Origin of the sequence: Aeromonas sp. R2-3 (assembly GCF_040908375.1) — a bacterium.
GTDB classification, from domain to species: domain Bacteria; phylum Pseudomonadota; class Gammaproteobacteria; order Enterobacterales; family Aeromonadaceae; genus Aeromonas; species Aeromonas veronii.
The window spans coordinates 58,572-76,896 of sequence record NZ_JBFODP010000007.1 but is presented as its reverse complement, the minus strand read 5'-3'; the positions used below and the strand labels follow the sequence as shown (position 1 = coordinate 76,896).

19 protein-coding genes are annotated in these 18,325 nt (G+C 57.3%); 6 read left to right on the top strand and 13 right to left on the bottom strand.

Annotated elements, in window-relative coordinates; translation table 11 throughout:
* Positions 1-70: 70 nt before the first annotated feature.
* From yidC to AB5Z02_RS03025, 7 genes are all read right to left on the bottom strand, one after another.
* Positions 71-1,717, bottom strand: coding sequence for a membrane protein insertase YidC (yidC, locus tag AB5Z02_RS03055; RefSeq protein ID WP_005355794.1), 1,647 nt, complete (start codon positions 1,715-1,717; stop codon positions 71-73).
* 5 nt (positions 1,718-1,722) lie between these two features.
* Positions 1,723-1,971, bottom strand: a complete 249-nt coding sequence (gene yidD, locus AB5Z02_RS03050) for a membrane protein insertion efficiency factor YidD (RefSeq protein ID WP_010672280.1) — start codon at positions 1,969-1,971, stop codon at positions 1,723-1,725.
* Positions 1,938-2,297 (bottom strand): ribonuclease P protein component, encoded by a 360-nt coding sequence (rnpA, locus tag AB5Z02_RS03045; protein ID WP_005339313.1) that lies wholly within the window; start codon positions 2,295-2,297, stop codon positions 1,938-1,940. The genes yidD and rnpA overlap by 34 nt, the downstream gene beginning before the upstream one ends.
* Positions 2,297-2,431, bottom strand: coding sequence for a 50S ribosomal protein L34 (gene rpmH, locus AB5Z02_RS03040; RefSeq protein WP_005307156.1), 135 nt, complete (start codon positions 2,429-2,431; stop codon positions 2,297-2,299). The genes rnpA and rpmH overlap by 1 nt, the downstream gene beginning before the upstream one ends.
* Positions 2,432-2,701: 270 nt before the next feature.
* Positions 2,702-3,436, bottom strand: coding sequence for an amino acid ABC transporter ATP-binding protein (locus AB5Z02_RS03035; protein WP_005339311.1), 735 nt, complete (start codon positions 3,434-3,436; stop codon positions 2,702-2,704).
* Between the two features lie 12 nt (positions 3,437-3,448).
* A complete protein-coding gene (locus AB5Z02_RS03030) occupies positions 3,449-4,117 on the bottom strand; it encodes an amino acid ABC transporter permease (protein WP_013724235.1) in 669 nt (222 codons plus the stop codon).
* Complete coding sequence (locus AB5Z02_RS03025) at positions 4,118-4,876, bottom strand: amino acid ABC transporter substrate-binding protein (protein WP_005339308.1); 759 nt, start codon at positions 4,874-4,876, stop codon at positions 4,118-4,120.
* 311 nt (positions 4,877-5,187) lie between these two features.
* Between AB5Z02_RS03025 and dnaA the strand changes: the two genes are divergently transcribed.
* From dnaA to gyrB, 4 genes are all read left to right on the top strand, one after another.
* Positions 5,188-6,558, top strand: a complete 1,371-nt coding sequence (dnaA, locus tag AB5Z02_RS03020; RefSeq protein ID WP_005339307.1) for a chromosomal replication initiator protein DnaA — start codon at positions 5,188-5,190, stop codon at positions 6,556-6,558.
* An 83-nt stretch (positions 6,559-6,641) separates the two neighbouring features.
* Complete coding sequence (gene dnaN / locus AB5Z02_RS03015; protein WP_005339306.1) at positions 6,642-7,745, top strand: DNA polymerase III subunit beta; 1,104 nt, start codon at positions 6,642-6,644, stop codon at positions 7,743-7,745.
* Positions 7,746-7,747: 2 nt separating this feature from the next.
* Entirely contained in the window at positions 7,748-8,851 is a 1,104-nt protein-coding gene (gene recF, locus AB5Z02_RS03010) for a DNA replication/repair protein RecF (protein ID WP_005339305.1), read from the top strand.
* Positions 8,848-11,259, top strand: coding sequence for a DNA topoisomerase (ATP-hydrolyzing) subunit B (gene gyrB, locus AB5Z02_RS03005; protein ID WP_043820698.1), 2,412 nt, complete (start codon positions 8,848-8,850; stop codon positions 11,257-11,259). Before recF ends, gyrB begins: the two co-directional genes overlap by 4 nt.
* A 68-nt stretch (positions 11,260-11,327) precedes the next feature.
* Here gyrB and AB5Z02_RS03000 read toward each other — a convergent pair whose 3' ends face one another.
* The 5 genes from AB5Z02_RS03000 to AB5Z02_RS02980 all read right to left on the bottom strand — a co-directional run bounded on the left by AB5Z02_RS03000 (position 11,328) and on the right by AB5Z02_RS02980 (position 15,751).
* Positions 11,328-12,092, bottom strand: coding sequence for a GNAT family N-acetyltransferase (locus AB5Z02_RS03000; protein ID WP_368215254.1), 765 nt, complete (start codon positions 12,090-12,092; stop codon positions 11,328-11,330).
* Between the two features lie 204 nt (positions 12,093-12,296).
* Positions 12,297-13,070, bottom strand: coding sequence for an alpha/beta fold hydrolase (locus AB5Z02_RS02995; protein WP_043820704.1), 774 nt, complete (start codon positions 13,068-13,070; stop codon positions 12,297-12,299).
* 89 nt (positions 13,071-13,159) lie between these two features.
* Positions 13,160-13,864, bottom strand: a complete 705-nt coding sequence (locus AB5Z02_RS02990; protein WP_368215252.1) for a helix-turn-helix transcriptional regulator — start codon at positions 13,862-13,864, stop codon at positions 13,160-13,162.
* Positions 13,865-13,929: 65 nt separating this feature from the next.
* Positions 13,930-14,889 (bottom strand): helix-turn-helix domain-containing protein, encoded by a 960-nt coding sequence (locus AB5Z02_RS02985; RefSeq protein ID WP_231721191.1) that lies wholly within the window; start codon positions 14,887-14,889, stop codon positions 13,930-13,932.
* Between the two features lie 91 nt (positions 14,890-14,980).
* On the bottom strand, positions 14,981-15,751 hold the full coding sequence (locus AB5Z02_RS02980) for an MBL fold metallo-hydrolase (protein WP_231721192.1): 771 nt from the start codon (positions 15,749-15,751) through the stop codon (positions 14,981-14,983).
* A gap of 280 nt (positions 15,752-16,031) precedes the next feature.
* On the opposite strand from AB5Z02_RS02980, the gene AB5Z02_RS02975 reads away from it, so the two are divergent.
* Both AB5Z02_RS02975 and AB5Z02_RS02970 read left to right on the top strand, forming a co-directional pair.
* On the top strand, positions 16,032-16,445 hold the full coding sequence (locus AB5Z02_RS02975) for an Hsp20 family protein (protein WP_041214186.1): 414 nt from the start codon (positions 16,032-16,034) through the stop codon (positions 16,443-16,445).
* Positions 16,446-16,537: 92 nt separating this feature from the next.
* The gene (locus tag AB5Z02_RS02970) at positions 16,538-16,975 is read left to right on the top strand and encodes an Hsp20 family protein (RefSeq protein WP_043126193.1); all 438 of its coding nucleotides are present in this window, start codon (positions 16,538-16,540) and stop codon (positions 16,973-16,975) included.
* Between the two features lie 72 nt (positions 16,976-17,047).
* Here AB5Z02_RS02970 and AB5Z02_RS02965 read toward each other — a convergent pair whose 3' ends face one another.
* Positions 17,048-18,298 (bottom strand): valine--pyruvate transaminase, encoded by a 1,251-nt coding sequence (locus AB5Z02_RS02965; protein ID WP_368215248.1) that lies wholly within the window; start codon positions 18,296-18,298, stop codon positions 17,048-17,050.
* Positions 18,299-18,325 lie beyond the last annotated feature (27 nt).

Genomic DNA, 18,325 nt, shown 5'->3' with positions numbered 1-18,325 from the left:
AAAACGTAGTGGGAGACATTGTAATAAAAAAGGCGGCCCGAAGGCCGCCTCTTTTGTCATCACGGGAAGATTAGCTGCGTGAATGCAGTCCTTTCTTCTCCAGCTGACGATAGATGATGGTCTGCTGGATGATGGAGATGACGTTGCTCACCAGCCAGTAGAGAGTCAGACCAGCCGGGAACCAGAGGAACATGAAAGTGAAGATGATCGGCATGAACTGCATCACTTTCTGCTGCATCGGGTCGGTTACGGTGGTCGGGCTCATCTTCTGCAGATACCACATGGAGGCACCCATGAGGATTGGCAGCACGAAGAAGGGGTCCTTCACTGACAGGTCAGTGATCCACAGGGCAAACGGCGCGTGACGCAGTTCAACGGACTCCATCAGTGCCCAGTAGAGGGCGATGAAGATCGGCATCTGAACCAGGATCGGCAGGCAGCCACCCAGCGGGTTGACCTTCTCCTTCTTGTACAGCTCCATCATGCCCTGAGACATCTTCTGGCGGTCATCGCCGAAGCGCTCGCGCAGGGCCGCAATCTTGGGTTGCAGCATGCGCATCTTGGCCATGGAGGTGTACTGGGCCTTGGTCAGCGGGAACATGATGCCGCGCACCAGAAGGGTCAGCATGATGATGGCCAGACCCCAGTTCTGGACGAAACCGTGGAACACAGTCAGCAGCCAGTGCAGCGGTTGGGCGATGAACCACAGCCAGCCGTAGTCAACGGTCAGGTCGAGGTGGTTAGCCACCTTGGCCATCTGGTCTTGCAGCTTGGGACCGACCCACAGCTTGCTGGTCACTTCGGCCTGTTGGCCGGCAGCCACGTCAACCAGCGGCGCCTTGTAACCGATGATGGCCTGGCCTTTGCCCGGGATCACACGGCTGTAGAAGCTGTTGGTATCGTCGGCATTCGGTGCCCAGGCAGAGACGAAGTAGTGTTGCAGCATGGCGACCCAACCACCCTTGGTGGTCTTGTTCAGGTCGGCATCCTTCATCTCGTCGAAGGTGTATTTCTTGTAGCGGGTATCTTCAGTGGAGAAGGCACCACCACGGTAAGCGCTGGCTACCATGGCATGACCTTCCTGATCCTTCGGCGTTGCTACGGTCTGCTTCAGCTGACCATAGAACTGCACCTGAACCGGCTCGGCAGATTTGTTGTCGATCTTGTAATCAACGCCAACGGCATAGTCGCCACGCTTGAGGATGAACTCCTTGGTGAAGACCACGCCCTTGCTGTCGGTCCAGGTCATCGGAACGACGACTTGATCCTGACCATCGGCCAGCTGATAGCTGGTCTGGGCGGCTTCATAGGTAGGACGACCTTCGGCCTGACTGTCCGGACCGTTGCGACCCACCAGACCGCTCTGGGCGATATAGAGGTGCTCAGGCTTGCTGGTCAGCAGCACGAACGGTTGGTCCTTGCCCTCTTCCAGTTTGTGAGACAGCAGTTCGGCAGACACGACGTCACCACCCTGGGTATCCAGGGTCAGCTTGAGCACGTCAGAGGAGACGGTGATCAGCTTGCGTGCGGCAGTCGCGTTGGCTTGCTCGGAAACCTGAGGAATATCACCGGTCTGACCGGCTTCAGGTACGAAATGTTCGGTTTGGGCCACGGTAGTCGGGGCCGGCTTCGGAGCCTTGTCGGACTCCCACTGTTGCCAGAGCAGAAAGCTCACGAACAGCAAACCGATCAGGAGTAGATTGCGTTGTGATTCCATAGTCTTCAGTTTCTTCGCTTTGGTTGCGGAACCGGGTCATAACCACCCTCGGATAAGGGATGGCATTTTAATAGACGTTTGCTAGCTAACCAAACGCCTTTTATGAAACCGTGAAGTCGGATGGCTTCTATCGCAAATTGGGAACAAGTTGGAGTAAAACGGCAGCGCGGCCCGAGCAGAGGGCTAATGATTAGCTGATACAGGCGTATCAGTTTGATAGCTACCCATTGCAACGGCGTGACAGAGTGCGCCATAGCTTTTCCAGTAACTTGAACAGTTCCTCGTTATCCATCTCTTTAACACCGGCCTTGGCGATCACCACGATGTCGATAGCGGGCAGCTGATGTTGTTTGAGGCGGAAACTTTCCCGGACCACCCGTTTGACACGGTTACGCCAGACGGCACGCTTGAGTGCTTTTTTAGGCACAGCGAGACCAAGACGAGAGTGTTCGAGTGAATTGGGGCAGGCGAGAAGCGTAATTTGCGGGGAAGCAGCCCGGACAGGCTCGGCGAAAACGCGTTTGAAGTGTTCGGGAGTTAACAGACGTAACTCCCGAGAGAAGGTGTGCTGGGTAGGCATTAAACTACCAGACGGGCACGACCCTTGGCACGACGAGCGGCCAGAACTTTACGACCGTTGGCAGTTGCCATGCGGGCGCGGAAACCGTGAGAGCGCTTGCGCTTCAGGTTGGACGGTTGAAAAGTACGTTTCATGATTCGATTCCGTATTTCTGTACAGTTTTGATTGTCACACTTAGCCGACGCGCCAGCTATAGCGTGTGACGACTAGCAAAAGAGGCCGAATTCTAAACAGAGTTCGGCTTTTAGTCAATCCGCCGTTCCCTCTCATCCTGCCGTGGTCTTGAAAAGGCCGCTGCCGAGCGTGAGGATCCAGAGGATCAAGGGCTCCGGATTATACTGGCAACCCGGGGTTAAACAAGGGATCCCTCAATAAAAAAGGCGGCCAGGCCGCCAAAGAGAGAGCTATTTAAGGACTTTCCGCAAGAACTCCCGGGTACGGGGATCCTTGGGATCGACCAATATCTGATCCGGCGGGCCCTGCTCGACGATCCGCCCCCCTTCCATGAAGATCACCCGATCGGCAACATCACGAGCAAATTCAATCTCATGGGTCACCACCACCATGGTCTGGTGCTGGCGGGCCAACTCTTTCATCAGTCCCAAAACCTCGTCGACCCACTCGGGATCGAGGGCCGAGGTGGGCTCGTCAAACAGGATCACCTTGGAGTGGGCCGCCATGGCGCGGCCAATGCCGACCCGCTGCTGCTGGCCGCCGGAGAGGGAGGCCGGATAGGCATCCTGCTTGTCGGCAAGACCAATGTCCTTGAGGATGCCGAGCGCTGTGGCGCGGGCCTCCGCTTTTGGCTGCTTCCAGACGGTGATCAGCCCTTCGGCGATGTTGTCGAGCGCTGTTTTGTTGGCAAACAGGGCGTAGTTCTGGAACACGAAGGAGGCCCGCTTGCGCAGCTCGATCGCCTGCTGTTCACTGGCCTTGGCCAGATTGAGCTCGAGATCGTCGATGGCCAGGGTGCCCGCATCCGGGGTCTCCAGCAGGTTCAGGCAGCGCAACAGAGTCGATTTGCCGGTGCCGGAGGGGCCGATGATGACGACAATTTCCCCCTTTTTGACCTCCAGATCGATGCCGTTGAGCACCTGATTGCCGTGATATGCCTTGGAGAGGCCGGTTAGCTTGATCATAAGAGCCCTCCTTTAATAGGCACGGTTAAGACGAATTTCCAGCAGATGCTGCAAGCGGGTAAAGAAGATCACCACCACCCAGTAGATCAGCGCCACCGCCATAAAGCTCTCGAAGAACTTGAAGGAGGAGGAGGCTTCCATTTGCGCCTTGCCCATTATCTCGGCCACCCCCAGGGTGAAGGCCAGCGAGGTGCTCTTGATCATATCGATGAAGTAGTTCATCAGCGACGGGGTGGCGATACGTGCCGCCTGCGGCAGGATGATCCGCTGCATCGCCTGATAACGGCTCATGCCGATACTGAGCGCCGCTTCCATCTGGCTTTTGTGAATGCCGAGGATGGCTGCGCGGATCGACTCGGCCATGTAGGCGGCGAAGTGCAGGGTCAGACCGACGATGGCGGCGGTAAAGGCATCCATCCCCACGAAGATCGGGAACAGCTGCGGCAGTCCGTAGTAGAGCAGGAACAGCTGAACGAGTAGCGGTGTACCCCGAAAGAACGAGATATAGAGCATCGCCAGCCAGTGAATCGCAGGGACGCGAAACACCCGTACTATCGCCAGGGCCAGCGAGAGTACGAGTGCCAGCACGAATCCCCACAGGGCCATTTCCATCGTGGTGCCCAGGTATTTGAGCAGGATGGGAAACAGCCCCAGCGTGTATTCGAGGTCAAATTCCATCATTTATTTGTCGGTGATGTCGGAAGCGAACCATTTCTCGGAGATCTGACGCAGGGAGCCATCCTTGCGCATGGCGGTCAGGGCCTCGTCGACCTTCTTCAGCAGCGCCTGTTTCTCCGGGGTCTTCAGGAAGGGCAGTGCGTTCTCGATTGTCTCGAACGGTGCGCCAGCCTGTTGCAGCGGCAGCTTGGACTCTTTGATCAGCTGGGCGGTGGAGACGCGGTCCATCACGAAGGCATCGATGCGACCCAGGGCGACATCCTGCTCGAAGGCGGAGTCATAGGTGCGGATGTCGATCTTCTTGTTCGGGTCGTTCTTGCGCAGCAGCTCTTCGAAGTTGGAACCCAGGTTCACGGCCACCTTCTTGCCTTCCAGATCCTTGATGCCATGAATGGTGCTGTTGCCCTTGCGTACCACGATCTGGGCGCCGTCATAGACGTAAGGCTGGGAGAAGTCGTACTTCGCCTTGCGCTCGTCGGTGATGGTGATCTGGTTGGAGATGGTATCGATGCGGCCGGTTTCCAGCATGCCAAACAGGCCGGAGAAGCTGGCGGTCACGAATTCGACCTTGTAGCCGGTGCGCTCGCCGATCTGGTTCCACATATCCACTTCAAAGCCTTGCAGCTTGTCCTGCTTGACGAAGGTGAACGGGAAATATTTGCCAGACATGCCGACCTTGATGGTCTCCTGGGCGATGGCCTGACCGGACAGGGTGGCGAGCAGGATGGCTGCGCCGGAAATCAGTTTGATGGATGTTTTCATGGTGTTTCTCTCTCTCAATGTCTTGTATTTGTAGTTGTAATAACTGGTTTGGCCCTGATGTTATTGGAATAAAATTTAAAAAATAAATGACATTTGGTTATATGAAATAACAGGAGAGAAGCACGGGATCGACCAATCCGGACGGTGGATCAAGCTGTGGGTAACTTTGGGGATGAAATCCGATCCAAAGGCGCTGGATCCTTGAAAGTCAAGGATCTTATTTGCTGGATCCACCGGGCGATGGCTGGAGATCCGGCGGCTAAAAACGTAGAATAGCCGGTCTTTAGTTAATCAATCGACAGGAGTTTAGAGTGACTGCTTCGCTATGGCAGCAGTGCCTTAACCGGCTGCAAGATGAGTTGCCCTCGGCAGAATTCAGCATGTGGATCCGGCCGCTTCAAGCGGAGTTGAGTGACAATACTCTGACCCTGTATGCACCGAATCGCTTTGTTCTGGACTGGGTACGAGACAAGTATCTCATCCGGGTTAACGGCATCATCAACGAACTCTGCGGGGTCGACGGCCCCGCCCTGCGTTTTGATATAGGCAATCGTCCCCATCCTGTTGCTGTCGCCAGAGCACCGGTACAGGGTGCCGCGCCTGTGAATAACTTGCAGAAGAGCTGGGAAAGCAAGGCTGAAGCCAAGCCCGAGCCGAACCACAAGAGCAACACCAACGTGAACTATACCTTCGAGAATTTCGTCGAGGGTAAGTCCAACCAGTTGGCGCGTGCGGCTGCCCGTCAGGTAGCGGACAATCCGGGTGGTGCTTACAACCCGCTGTTCCTCTATGGCGGCACCGGCCTGGGTAAAACCCACCTGCTGCACGCCGTTGGCAATGCCATCAAGGAGAGTAAAAAAGATGCCAAAGTCATCTATATGCACTCCGAGCGGTTTGTTCAGGACATGGTGAAAGCGCTGCAAAACAACGCCATTGAAGAGTTCAAGCGTTACTACCGCAGTGTCGATGCCCTGCTCATCGATGACATCCAGTTCTTCGCCAACAAGGAGCGCTCCCAGGAGGAGTTCTTCCATACCTTCAATGCCTTGCTGGAAGGTAATCAGCAGATCATCCTGACCTCGGATCGCTATCCGAAGGAGATCAACGGTGTCGAGGATCGCCTCAAGTCCCGCTTCGGCTGGGGCCTGACCGTGGCGATCGAACCGCCGGAGCTGGAGACCCGCGTCGCGATCCTGATGCGCAAGGCAGACGAGAACCAGATCCATCTGCCGGACGAAGTGGCCTTCTTCATTGCCAAACGTCTGCGATCCAACGTCCGTGAACTGGAAGGCGCCCTCAACCGGGTGATCGCCAACGCCAACTTCACCGGCCGTGCCATCAACATCGATTTCGTGCGCGAAGCGCTGCGAGACCTGTTGGCACTGCAGGAGAAGCTGGTCACCATCGACAATATCCAGAAGACGGTGGCGGAGTACTACAAGATCAAGCTGGCGGATCTGCTCTCCAAGCGTCGTTCCCGCTCTGTTGCCCGTCCGCGCCAGCTGGCGATGGCACTGGCCAAGGAGCTGACCAACCACAGTTTGCCGGAGATAGGTGATGCCTTTGGTGGTCGTGACCACACTACCGTTCTTCATGCCTGCCGCAAGATCGAGCAGCTGAAGGAGGAGAGTCATGACATCAAGGAGGACTATTCCAACCTGATCCGTACCCTTTCTTCCTGATAACGGAATCGAGTGGACAGATGCAGCGCGAATATTCCAACCTGATCCGAATCTTTTCCTCCTAATCACAACGGAGAGCACAGATGCAGCTCGAAATTAGCCGTGAGGCCCTGTTACGTCCTCTGCAACTGGTGTCCGGCGCCCTCGGCGGCCGACCGACCCTGCCGATCCTCGGCAACGTGCTGCTTGATGTCAGCAACGGTCTGCTGTCACTGACCGGTACCGATCTCGAAGTAGAGATGATCGGTCAGGTCTATCTGAACGGGGCCAGCGAAGATGGCCGCACCACAGTACCGGCGCGCAAGCTGCTGGATATCTGCCGTGGTCTGCCGGAAGGCGCCGAGATCCGTCTCAATACCGAAGGCGAGCGCCTGATCATCCGCTCCGGTCGTTCCCGCTTCAACCTCTCGACCCTGCCGGCGACCGAGTATCCGAACATCGAGGATTGGGAATCCGTGCTCGAGTTCGATATCAGCCAGCTGGAGCTGAAGAAGCTGATCGATGCGACCCAGTTCTCCATGGCCAGTCAGGACGTGCGTTACTACCTGAACGGCATGCTGTTCGAGAGCGAAGGTCACGGTCTGCGCACCGTGGCGACCGACGGTCACCGTCTGGCCACCTGCCGCCGCGAGGTAGTAGGGGAATCGCTGCCCGATCATCAAGTTATCCTGCCGCGCAAAGGGGTACTGGAGCTGGTGCGTCTGCTGGAGGCGGAAGACAAGCCGGTGCGGCTGCAGATCGGTCGCAGCAACCTGCGGGCTGCGCTGGACGGCTTCATCTTCACCTCCAAGCTGGTGGATGGCCGCTTCCCGGACTGGCGCCGCGTCATTCCGCGCAACAGCGACAAGGCGCTCATCGCCGGCCGTGAGGATCTGCGTCAGGCGTTTGCCCGCGCCGCCATCCTCTCCAACGAGAAATTCCGTGGGGTGCGTCTCAATCTGCAGGAAAACCTGCTGCGCATCACCGCCAACAACCCGGAACAGGAAGAAGCCGAAGAGCTGCTTGACGTACAATATGCCGCTGGCGAGATGGAGATCGGCTTTAACGTCTCTTATGTGCTCGACGTGCTGAATACGTTAAAATGTGACCAAATTCGGATTAGCCTGAGCGATTCCATCAGCAGTGCCATTATTGAGGATTTTGAACATCAGGATGCTCAGTACGTGGTGATGCCGATGCGGATCTAGTCGTGTCCCTGGTCAAACTCCAGCTCAGCGACTTTCGCAATATCCAGCAAGCCAGTCTCAAGCTGTCACCCGGCCTCAACATTCTGGTCGGGTGCAATGGCAGCGGCAAGACCAGCGTGCTGGAAGCCATTCACTACCTTGGTCTGGGGCGCTCCTTTCGCACTCATTTGACCGGGCGGGTCATCCGCCAGGGGGAGAGGGCGTTTACCCTGTTTGCCCAGTGCGAGCTGGAGGGGCGTCAGGTACCGATCGGTCTTGCCAAAGACAAGAGTGGCGAGACCCAGCTCAAGATTGCCGGGGCACAGGCCCAGCGGCTGGCCGATTTGGCGGAGCTGTTGCCGGTGCAGTTGATCCATCCCGATGGCTTCAACCTGCTGACGGGCGGGCCTCAGGCTCGCCGTGCCTGGCTCGATTGGGGCGTTTTCCATCAGGAGCCGACCTTCTTTGCCCTGTGGGGGCGAGTGCGGCGGCTGCTGAAACAGCGCAATGCACTGCTGCGCCAGAGCACCCAGTACCGCCAGCTGGCGTTCTGGGATCAGGAATTGGTGCGGCTGGGGGGTGAGCTGGCCGAGTTTCGCGCCAGTTATTGTCAGGCCATTACGCCCCTGATCAAGGAGATGACGGCGGATTTTCTGCCGGAATTCGATATCAGTCTCGGCTTTTACCGGGGCTGGGAGAAAGATACTCCCCTCGGCGATCTGCTGGAGGCGGGGTTTGAGCGGGATCGGGCGCTGGGCTATACCGGTGTCGGTCCACAGAAAGCCGATGTGCGCCTCAAGGCGAACGGGGTACCCGCTCAGGATATTTTGTCCCGGGGTCAGCTGAAGTTGCTGGTCTGCGCCATGCGACTGGCCCAAGGGCTCTATTTGAATCAACATAGCAGCCGTGGCTGTATTTTTTTAATTGACGATTTTGCCTCTGAACTGGATGTCGACAAGCGCCGCTTGCTGGCCGCAAGGCTGAAGCAGTGTGCGTCCCAGGTGTTTATCACCGCCATCGACACCGGTCAGCTCGCAGACATGATGGATGCGAATGACTGTAAGTTGTTCCACGTGGAACAGGGTAAAATCTCCGAAACGTTAGAGAAGGCAGAGAGTAAGCTATGAGTGAAAATACTTACGACTCCTCGAATATCAAGGTGCTGAAGGGCCTGGATGCGGTCCGCAAGCGCCCGGGGATGTATATCGGCGATACGGATGATGGCTCGGGTCTGCACCACATGGTGTTCGAGGTCGTCGATAACTCCATTGACGAGGCGCTCGCTGGCTACTGCTCCGATATTCTGGTCAAGATCCATTCCGACGGTTCTGTCTCTGTGCGTGACAATGGCCGGGGTATCCCGGTAGACATGCACGAGGAGGAGGGCCGCTCCGCCGCAGAGGTCATCATGACCGTGCTGCACGCAGGCGGTAAGTTTGATGACAACTCCTACAAGGTATCCGGCGGCCTGCATGGCGTGGGTGTCTCGGTAGTTAACGCCCTCTCTGACAAGCTGTTGCTGACTATTCGTCGTAACGGCCACGTCTACGAGCAGACCTATCATCTGGGTGAGCCACAGGCGCCGCTCAAGCAGATTGGCGACAGCACCGGCACCGGTACCGAAGTTCGCTTCTGGCCGAGCCCGGCCATTTTCAGCGATACCCTGTTCCACTACGAGATCCTGGCCAAGCGCCTGCGCGAGCTCTCCTTCCTCAACTCCGGTGTCTCCATTCGTCTGCAAGACGAGCGTGATGGCCGCGAGGCGCATTTCTGCTACGAGGGTGGCATCAAGGCGTTTGTTGAATACCTGAACCAGAACAAGACCCCGATCCACCCGAAGGTGTTCCATTTCACCACCGAGCAGGATGGTATCGGCGTTGAAGTGGCGATGCAGTGGAACGACGCCTATCAGGAAGGGGTCTACTGCTTCACCAACAACATCCCGCAGCGGGATGGTGGTACTCACCTCGTTGGCTTCCGTACCGCGCTGACCCGTACTCTGAACTCCTATATGGACAAAGAGGACTACAGCAAGAAGGCCAAGTCTGCCGCCAGTGGCGACGACGTGCGTGAAGGTCTGATTGCCGTTATCTCCGTCAAGGTGCCGGATCCCAAGTTCTCCTCCCAGACCAAAGACAAGCTGGTCTCTTCCGAAGTGAAGACCGCCGTTGAGCAGGCGATGGGTGAGAAGCTGGCGGACTTCCTGCTGGAAAACCCGGGCGATGCCAAGATCGTGGTCAACAAGATCATCGATGCGGCCCGTGCCCGTGAAGCGGCCCGCAAAGCCCGCGAACTGACCCGCCGTAAAGGTGCACTGGATATCGCCGGTCTGCCCGGCAAGCTGGCTGACTGTCAGGAAAAAGACCCGGCTCTCTCCGAACTCTACATAGTGGAAGGGGACTCTGCTGGCGGTTCCGCCAAGCAGGGTCGCAACCGTAAGAACCAGGCCATCCTGCCGCTCAAGGGTAAAATCCTGAACGTAGAGAAGGCCCGTTTCGACAAGATGATCTCCTCGCAAGAGGTGGGCACCCTGATCACCGCACTGGGTTGCGGTATCGGTCGCGACGAGTACAACCCGGACAAGCTGCGTTATCACAACATCATCATCATGACCGATGCGGACGTCGATGGTGCGCACATCCGAACCCTGCTGCTGACCTTCTTCTATCGTCAGATGCCGGAAATCATCGAACGTGGCTACGTCTACATCGCCCAGCCGCCGCTCTACAAGGTTAAGAAGGGCAAGCAGGAGCAGTATTTGAAAGACGAAGACGCGCTGCTGCAGTACCAGACCGCCATGGCGCTGGATGGTGCTACCCTGCACGTTAACGAGTCTGCCCCGGCCATCGGTGGCGAGGCGCTGGAGCGTCTGGTCAACCAGCACCGCTCGGTGACTCACCTGATCACCCGCATGTCTCGTCGTGCGCCGGAAGCCGTGCTGACCCAGCTGATCTATCAGCCGGAGCTGAACGAAGCGCTGCTGAACAGCGAGAGCGAACTGCTGGCCTGGTGTCAGGGTATGGAAGCCGTGCTCAACGAGAGCAACCACGGTATCCAGTACCAGATCCAGGTTCGTCGTGATGAAGAGCGCAGCCTGTACGTTCCGCACGCCGTGGTACGTCAGCACGGTGTCGACCGCGAATATCCGCTCAGCTACGACTTCCTGCAATCCGGTGAGTACCGTCAACTGGTCTCGCTGGGCAAGGAGATCGCCAACCTGATCGAGGAAGGTGGTTTCATCAAGCGTGGCGAGAAGGTCAAGCCGGTCGCCAACTTCGTGGAAGCCGTCGAGTGGCTGATGGGCGAAGGCAAACGCGGCATCTACATCCAGCGCTATAAAGGGCTGGGTGAGATGAACCCGGACCAGCTGTGGGAAACCACCATGGATCCGGAAGCCCGCCGCATGCTGCGCGTCACCATCGACGACGCCGTCGGCGCTGACCAGCTCTTCTCCACCCTGATGGGTGATGCCGTTGAGCCCCGTCGCGACTTTATCGAGACCAACGCCCTGCGCGTGGCCAACCTCGACGTCTAATCAGACTCGCTGATTGCAATAAAAAGCCGCTCACAAGAGCGGCTTTTTTACATTTGTAGTCTGCTTTATCAGAGTATTTTGCTCATGATGACCAGGTTGTGGGGTAGCACCGCGCCATCGCTAGCTGTGCGGTGACGCAACGCTGGCACTATGTGGTGAATGGTCTGGAAGCCCAGTTTGGCATAGAAGGGCTCGGCGGTCTGGGTACCGAGATTGACCTCATAAACCCCTTGCTGCGTCAGGTACTCCAGCACGGTATTGGCGAGCAGGGTGCCGGTTCCCGCGGGTTGTTCCGGTCTCACCACTACTGTGCCGATATAGGCGTAACGTCGCTCATCCTGGTTCCAGATTGATCCGGACATACCACCCTGTAATTCACCATTTTCATCGCGCAGCATCAACACAAAGGTGGGCCGGATCTTGGGATCCTGCTCGTTGACGGCCTCGATATAGAGGGTTTTACCTGTCGGGTAGGAACCGCAATGCATCCTGAAGATCGCCGTATGGTCGGGGCCTGCGGGCATATGAACCGCTTCATGCAGATAGTCACGCTCGACCAGTGGGGTGTGCACCTGAGGGTAAGTGGTGAGTATCACCACCTCATTGATGAGGTGACCCTGTTGCTGCTGTTCCAGGATCAGCTGATCCAGATAATCGAGCGGAGCGGTGAGAAAGCTCGCTTCCGGGTAGTGGACGATTACGTTCTGGTTGAAGCCAAACTCCTGCTCACGCTGTTGTAGTAGGGCAAATAGCATCAGCTGTAGTTCGCTCAGTTTATCGGGGGAGCTGTTGTCCGGCTGGTACAGTTCGAGCGGATTATGTCGAGTGGTCATTGTTTCTCCAGAGAGTAAGGAGCGGGGATGATAGCACAGACGGCCCAGCCGGATGCCGCCCGACGTTCCACGTGAAACACTGGCAGTTGAAAGGATGGGCGATCGGGCTGAGATAAAGAAAATGCCGAATTTGATGTTCGGCATTTTGATGATGAGTTCACTTGCACAGAGCTGATTCTTTATATGCAGTGTGCTATGGAAGAGTTAATAGTTTTTATGCTGTGACATGAACTGTTGAAGCATTTTACCTACCAGTTCCGGCGATTCTTGATGAGCTGAGTGAGCCGCGAGTGGAATATTGGCAAAACTGGAATCTGCGATTTTTGCTTTTAAAGCCACAGACTCCTCAAGCGAAAATATGACATCGTTATCACCCCTCATGATTAATGTCGGACAACGAATTTTTTCAACTAGGTTACTCGGGTAGCCAGATGGTGTTGTATCAAGCCAAACAGCCTTTACAGCATCGACCAGTTTTGGGAAATCAGGCTCGGGATTTGACACCTTATATAGCGCGACATCATCGGCAAACTTTGAAATCCAAAAGTCTGCTGTTAAGCCGCTTAGCAACCCGAGTGATGGATCATCAGGCTCTAATCGCCACGTTGCACCAAGTGTAACCAAACAAGAAACGCTATCGGGTTCTTGTACGGCTAGTCGATAACCTACGATACCACCATCACTAAAGCCAAATATTGAATATTTATCAACGCCCAGATAGTCGAGGAGTGTTTGGATATCTTGCTGATACTGCAAGTAACTCAGTGGCTTACTACCTAGAGGGGATTTTCCATGGCCACGGAAATCTACACTGATCAACTGATAATCCATGGCAACATATCTTTGAATGGGTATTAGTTCATTAAGGGAACCAAGGCCACCATGAAGCATCAATAAAGGCTCACCATCAGGATTACCCGAAAGTTCGTAATACAACTCACCACCGTTGACGCCGATATAACCACTTTTATTGTTCATGTTTTTGAGCAACCTCGTTTCGATCTATATGACCTAACAGATGAAATAGCACATCTGCGTCGACCCCCTCAGGATGGCGCTACCTGCTGTCAGTTTCTGTCAGCAATGAATTTCGGCTGCGGGATTTGCTGGGTGGTGCGCCACTCCTTCAGCAGGCTCTCTCTGTTTTTTGGATAGCGGCAATCTTGCGGCTGCATCCGGGTGATGCGATCGACCCGAAAGTGGCGAAAGCCCTGACGCAGTTCGCACCAGGCCACCAGTACCCGCACCTGATCGAAGTAGCCGAGGGCACAGGGCCAGACGGTGCGCTCCGAACTCTCCTCCTTGAGATCCCGATAGCTCAGGCTCACCTTGCGCTGCTGGCGGATGGCGCTGCGCAGCTGAGCCTCGTCGACGGGGCTGTCACCGCGAGAGGTGCCGATCAGCAAGGCATTGGCATGCAGCTGTTGGCGGTAGTCGGCGGGCAGCACGGCCTCTATCTTGGCCAGCGCGCTGCTGGCGGCGGTACTGAGGGCATGGTCGGCATGGGCCGCTACCCAGCGTGAGCCCAGCACCAGCGCATCCAGCTCCTCCTCGCTGAACATCAGCGGCGGCAGCATGAAGCCGGGGCGAAGCACATAGCCGATGCCCGCTTCCCCCTCGATGTGGGCGCCCTGTGCCTGCAGGGTGGCGATATCCCGATAGAGGGTGCGCAGGCTGATGCCAAGCTGGCTGGCCAGTTCCACGCCTGTGATGGCGTAGCGGTGGCCGCGCAGCAGCTGGAGCAGGGCCAGCAGGCGTTCTGAACGGGACATGGAATGACTCCTCGGGATCTCTGATTAGCCTGCCATAGCGAGGTGAGCAGGTACAGCGGGCATCATCAGGAGTTATGGCCACGAAAAGATCGTCGCCACTCGCTGGGGGAGATGGCAAAGCGGGAGCGAAAGTGATTGCGCAGGGAGGTGGCACTCTTGAAGCCGACCAGCTCGGCAATGCGATCGATGGAATGGCCGCTTACCTCCAGCAGCTCCTGACTGCACCTGAGCCGCTCCGCCAGCAGCCATTCACCCACCGAGAGGCCGGTTGCCTGATGAAAACGGCGGGTAAAGGTGCGTCTGCTCATCAGGGTGTGATCTGCCAGAGAGTCCAGGGTGTGAGGCTCGGCCAGATGGGCACGCAGGTGATCGAGCAATTGATTCATCCGGACATCGCGGGTGGAGGCGGGCACCGGCTGCTCGATAAACTGGGCCTGCCCCCCTTCCCGGTGAGGTGGGATCACCAGCCGCCGCGCCACCTTGTTGGCGATGGCCGAGCCGTGGTACTGGCGCACCAGATAGAGGCAGCAGTCCAGCCCGGCGGCAGTACCTGCGGAGGTGACCAGCCCATCATCATCGACATAGAGGGCGTTGGTATCGAGCTGCACGCAGGGAAAGCGGCGGCAGAAATCCTGCTCGTACTCCCAGTGGGTCGATGCCTTGCGACCATTGAGCAGCCCGGCGTAGGCGAGCACATAGGTGCCGAGGCAAAGCCCGACCAACCGGGCACCTCTGGTTCTGGCGGCAATCAGGGCATCGAGCAGCGCTGCGGGTGGCCGTGCTGCCGGGTCGTGCCAGAAGGGGATGACGATGATCTCCGCCTCGGCCAGCACCTCCAGCCCATGGGGAGCCTGAATGGTGAAGCCTTGCGCCGAGCGTGACTGAGGGTTGCCATCCCCGCAGCAGATCTTGAGCTCGAACAGTGGCTGGCCCGGCAGAATATCGCCGAAGATGAGGCAGGGGACGGCGCAGTGAAAAGGGCTGAAGTGATCGAAGGTCACCACGGCAACGATCGGGGTGGTCATGGTGTAGGCTCCTCTCTGCGCGCAGGCCTCTCATCATAAGCGTTCGGCAGTGAAAGCCGAAGGGTCATGTCTGGCATGGACCTTTTGTGGATCACAGTGATATCGCCTCGCCATCTTCTGGCACCCGTACCCGATCCATCATGCCCCGTTCCGCCAGATAGTCGCGCAGCTCTAGGCGTGACAGCACGGCGTGGTTGACCGCCTCCATATGGCTGGCGATCAGCGTGGCTTGCGGTGCGGCCTGATAAACGGCGGCGATATCCTCCTTGCCCATGATGATGGAACCGAGCCCGGGCACCTGTGCATTGCCACAGTTGAGGATGATGACCTCGGGCTGATGCTGTTGCAGGGCTTGCTCGACAGAGGGATGCCAGATGGTATCACCGGCCAGATAGAGGCACTGTTCATCGGGGTGGGAGAAGACCACGCCGCACACTTCTCCCATTCGCTCGCCCAGTACAGCCATCAACTGGTCGCTGCCGTGCTGGCCACCGGTCTGCTGCAGGCGAATGCCAGCAAACTCGGGCTGGTCGCTCAGCAGGCGCACATCTTCAAAGCCACTGGCACGAATGGCATCAGCATCTTTCTGATGTTGTACCAAGAGCGGCAGATGTTTGGGGATCAGGGCTCTGGCGGCATCATCCCAGTGGTCGGGATGGTCGTGGGTGACGATAACGGCGTCCACATCGACCAGCTCATCGATCGGTAGCGGCAGCTCGACCAGCGGATTGCGCAGCTGGCTGTTGGCAGTGCCTTCAAAGCCGGGGAAGGCCCCCTTGGCAGAGAGCATGGGGTCGATCAGAAAGCGGGTGCCGGCATAGTCGAGCAGCAAGGTGGCGTTGCGAACCTGGGTAATCTTCATGGGATGGCTCCATGTTGGCTGGTGGATATGCAACCAATTATGGGAGACGGAGTGAGTTGCCATCAGTGGCCCACGGGTCGATTATCATCACTATCGGGCCAACAGGTTGATGTTCTACAGGTCTGCACGGCCATTTAAAAAATTTGAAAAAATCCCCTTGAAAGGAAAAAGTGAGCCCCTATATAGGTAACAAGGCCGGAACGCTCGACAGAGGTTTCGACCAGGCGCCCGTCCATAAGGAGGGCAAACAATCCGTTATCGCTCACAAGAGGGTAATACTATGCGTTCTATCGACTTTTCTCCGCTCTATCGTTCTGCCATCGGTTTCGATCGTCTGGCGAATCTCATCGAATCTGCGGCCAGCAATGGCAATGCCGGTTATCCCCCCTACAACATCGAGCAGCTGGGTGATAGCGACTACCGCATCAGCATGGCGGTAGCGGGCTTTACCCAGGAAGAGCTGGAGCTGAGCTTCCAGGAAAATCTGCTGACAGTGAAGGGCAACAAGCAGTCCGATACCGAGCGCAACTACCTCTACCAAGGCATAGCCGAACGCGGTTTCGAGCGTCGCTTCCAGCTGGCCGACTATGTGCGGGTGAAAGGCGCCGATCTGAAAAACGGTCTGCTGCACATTGACCTGGTACGCGAAGTGCCCGAGGCGATGAAGCCCCGCAAGATTGAGATCAACGGCTGATAGCCTGACCTCATTGAATTGTTGACGTTTCCCGGGTGCCGATGACGGGCCTGTGGAGAAGTAAAACCTGTTGCTTATAGAAGGATAGGATTATGCGTAACCTCGATTTTTCTCATCTTTATTCCAATGCCGTTGGCTTCGAGCGGATGGCCCGTGAGCTGGAAGGTCTGTTCGAGCAGAAGACCGCCGCTTACCCCCCGTACAACATCGAAAAGCGCGATCAGGACGGCTATCGCATCACGGTCGCCGTGGCCGGCTTCGAGCGCGAAGAGTTGGAGCTGGAAACCGAAAACGGCACCCTCAAGGTGAAGGGGCGAAAGGCCGCCGCCGATGAGCGCCAGTTCCTCCATCAGGGGATCGCCGAGCGCGACTTCGAGCTCGCCTTCAAGCTGAGCCAGCATGTGGAAGTGCAGGGCGCCAAGCTGGAACATGGGCTGCTGACCATCGATCTGGCACGCGAGCTGCCTGAGGCGCTCAAGCCCCGTGCCATTCCGATCGGCAAGCCCGATCAGCTGGCACTGCCCGGTTAAGCAAACCGGCGTGTGATAAACAAGAGAGGCCTGCATGTGCAGGCCTCTCTGTTTTTGTATCGTCGAACTGGCTTAGTCGGCGTAGAGGGTGTTGATCTCGTCGGCCAGGATGGCGATGCCGCGTCGCACCAGCTCCTCGCTCTGGGAGTAGTTGAGGCGGATGCACTCCTGGCTGTGGCGCCACTCTGGGTCGTCGATGCCGGGGAAGAAGTAGTGCCCCGGCACGATCAGCAGGTTCTTCGCCTTCAGTCGTTCGTACAGCTCCTGACAGTGGATCGGCAAGCCCTCGAACCAGAGCCAGAGGAAGAGGGCGCCTTCCGGCTTGTGGATGTGGAAGCGCGGATCGGGGATCGCTTCGCGCAGCAGTTGCACCGCCAGCTCTGCCTTCTGCTGATAGAAGGGCTTCACCACCTGTTCGCTGAGGGCGATGATCTCGCCGCTCTCGATCATCGGGATGGTAATGGCGGGGCCCAGACTGCCCGGCGCCAGATTGATGATGCCGCTCAGGTTGGTGATGGCCTGAATGATCTTCTCGTCGGCGATGACGATGCCGCAGCGGGTGCCCGGCAAGCCGAGCTTGGAGAGGCTCATGCAGAGGATGGTGTTGGTGTTCCAGAATGGCTTGGCTTCGCTGAAGATGATGCCCGGGAAGGGGACGCCGTAGGCGTTGTCGATCAGCAGCGGAATCCCCTTGTCGCGGGCGATCTGATCGAGATGTTCGATCTCTTCGTCGGTCAGAACATTGCCGGTCGGGTTGGTCGGGCGGGAGACACAGATCACCCCGATATCGTCACCTACCTGCAGGCTCTCGAAATCCACGTGGTATTTGAACTGGCCATCGGGCAGCTTCTCGATGGTGGGCTTGTAGGCCACGAAGTAGTCGTCCGCCAACGCCGAGTCGGCATAGCCTATGTATTCGGGGGCGAGCGGGAACAGCACCTTTTTCTTGCGGCCATCGGCAAATTCACCGGCCAGCAGGTTGAACAGGTAGAAGAAGGCATTCTGACTGCCGTTGGTCAGGGCGATATTGCGGGCCGAGATATCCCATCCCAGCTCCTTGCTGAGCAGGGCAGCCAGCGCTTTGGTGAACCTGTCTTTGCCCTGGGGGCCGTCGTAGTTGGCCATCGCTTTGACCAGCTCGCCGTTGTCGAGCAGGCTCTTGGCCTCGGCCTGAAAGCGTTCCAGCATGGCGGGGATTGGGGCCGGATTGCCGCCACCCAGCATGATGGCGTCCGGATTGGTCAGCCCCTGATTGAGGTCATCCATGAGTTGGGTAATACCGGCGTGGCGAGTGAACTTCTCGCCGAACAAGGAAAATTCCATTCGGTGACAGATCCAGATTTGAGTTAC

Coding starts and splice junctions, on each gene's coding strand:
- yidC (WP_005355794.1), bottom strand. CDS start 1,717: ATGGAATCACAACGCAATCTACTCCTGATCGGTTTGCTGTTCGTGAGC.
- yidD (WP_010672280.1), bottom strand. CDS start 1,971: ATGGCGCACTCTGTCACGCCGTTGCAATGGGTAGCTATCAAACTGATA.
- rnpA (WP_005339313.1), bottom strand. CDS start 2,297: ATGCCTACCCAGCACACCTTCTCTCGGGAGTTACGTCTGTTAACTCCC.
- rpmH (WP_005307156.1), bottom strand. CDS start 2,431: ATGAAACGTACTTTTCAACCGTCCAACCTGAAGCGCAAGCGCTCTCAC.
- AB5Z02_RS03035 (WP_005339311.1), bottom strand. CDS start 3,436: ATGATCAAGCTAACCGGCCTCTCCAAGGCATATCACGGCAATCAGGTG.
- AB5Z02_RS03030 (WP_013724235.1), bottom strand. CDS start 4,117: ATGATGGAATTTGACCTCGAATACACGCTGGGGCTGTTTCCCATCCTG.
- AB5Z02_RS03025 (WP_005339308.1), bottom strand. CDS start 4,876: ATGAAAACATCCATCAAACTGATTTCCGGCGCAGCCATCCTGCTCGCC.
- dnaN (WP_005339306.1), top strand. CDS start 6,642: ATGCAGCTCGAAATTAGCCGTGAGGCCCTGTTACGTCCTCTGCAACTG.
- gyrB (WP_043820698.1), top strand. CDS start 8,848: ATGAGTGAAAATACTTACGACTCCTCGAATATCAAGGTGCTGAAGGGC.
- AB5Z02_RS03000 (WP_368215254.1), bottom strand. CDS start 12,092: ATGACCACTCGACATAATCCGCTCGAACTGTACCAGCCGGACAACAGC.
- AB5Z02_RS02995 (WP_043820704.1), bottom strand. CDS start 13,070: ATGAACAATAAAAGTGGTTATATCGGCGTCAACGGTGGTGAGTTGTAT.
- AB5Z02_RS02990 (WP_368215252.1), bottom strand. CDS start 13,864: ATGTCCCGTTCAGAACGCCTGCTGGCCCTGCTCCAGCTGCTGCGCGGC.
- AB5Z02_RS02985 (WP_231721191.1), bottom strand. CDS start 14,889: ATGACCACCCCGATCGTTGCCGTGGTGACCTTCGATCACTTCAGCCCT.
- AB5Z02_RS02980 (WP_231721192.1), bottom strand. CDS start 15,751: ATGAAGATTACCCAGGTTCGCAACGCCACCTTGCTGCTCGACTATGCC.
- AB5Z02_RS02975 (WP_041214186.1), top strand. CDS start 16,032: ATGCGTTCTATCGACTTTTCTCCGCTCTATCGTTCTGCCATCGGTTTC.
- AB5Z02_RS02970 (WP_043126193.1), top strand. CDS start 16,538: ATGCGTAACCTCGATTTTTCTCATCTTTATTCCAATGCCGTTGGCTTC.
- AB5Z02_RS02965 (WP_368215248.1), bottom strand. CDS start 18,298: ATGGAATTTTCCTTGTTCGGCGAGAAGTTCACTCGCCACGCCGGTATT.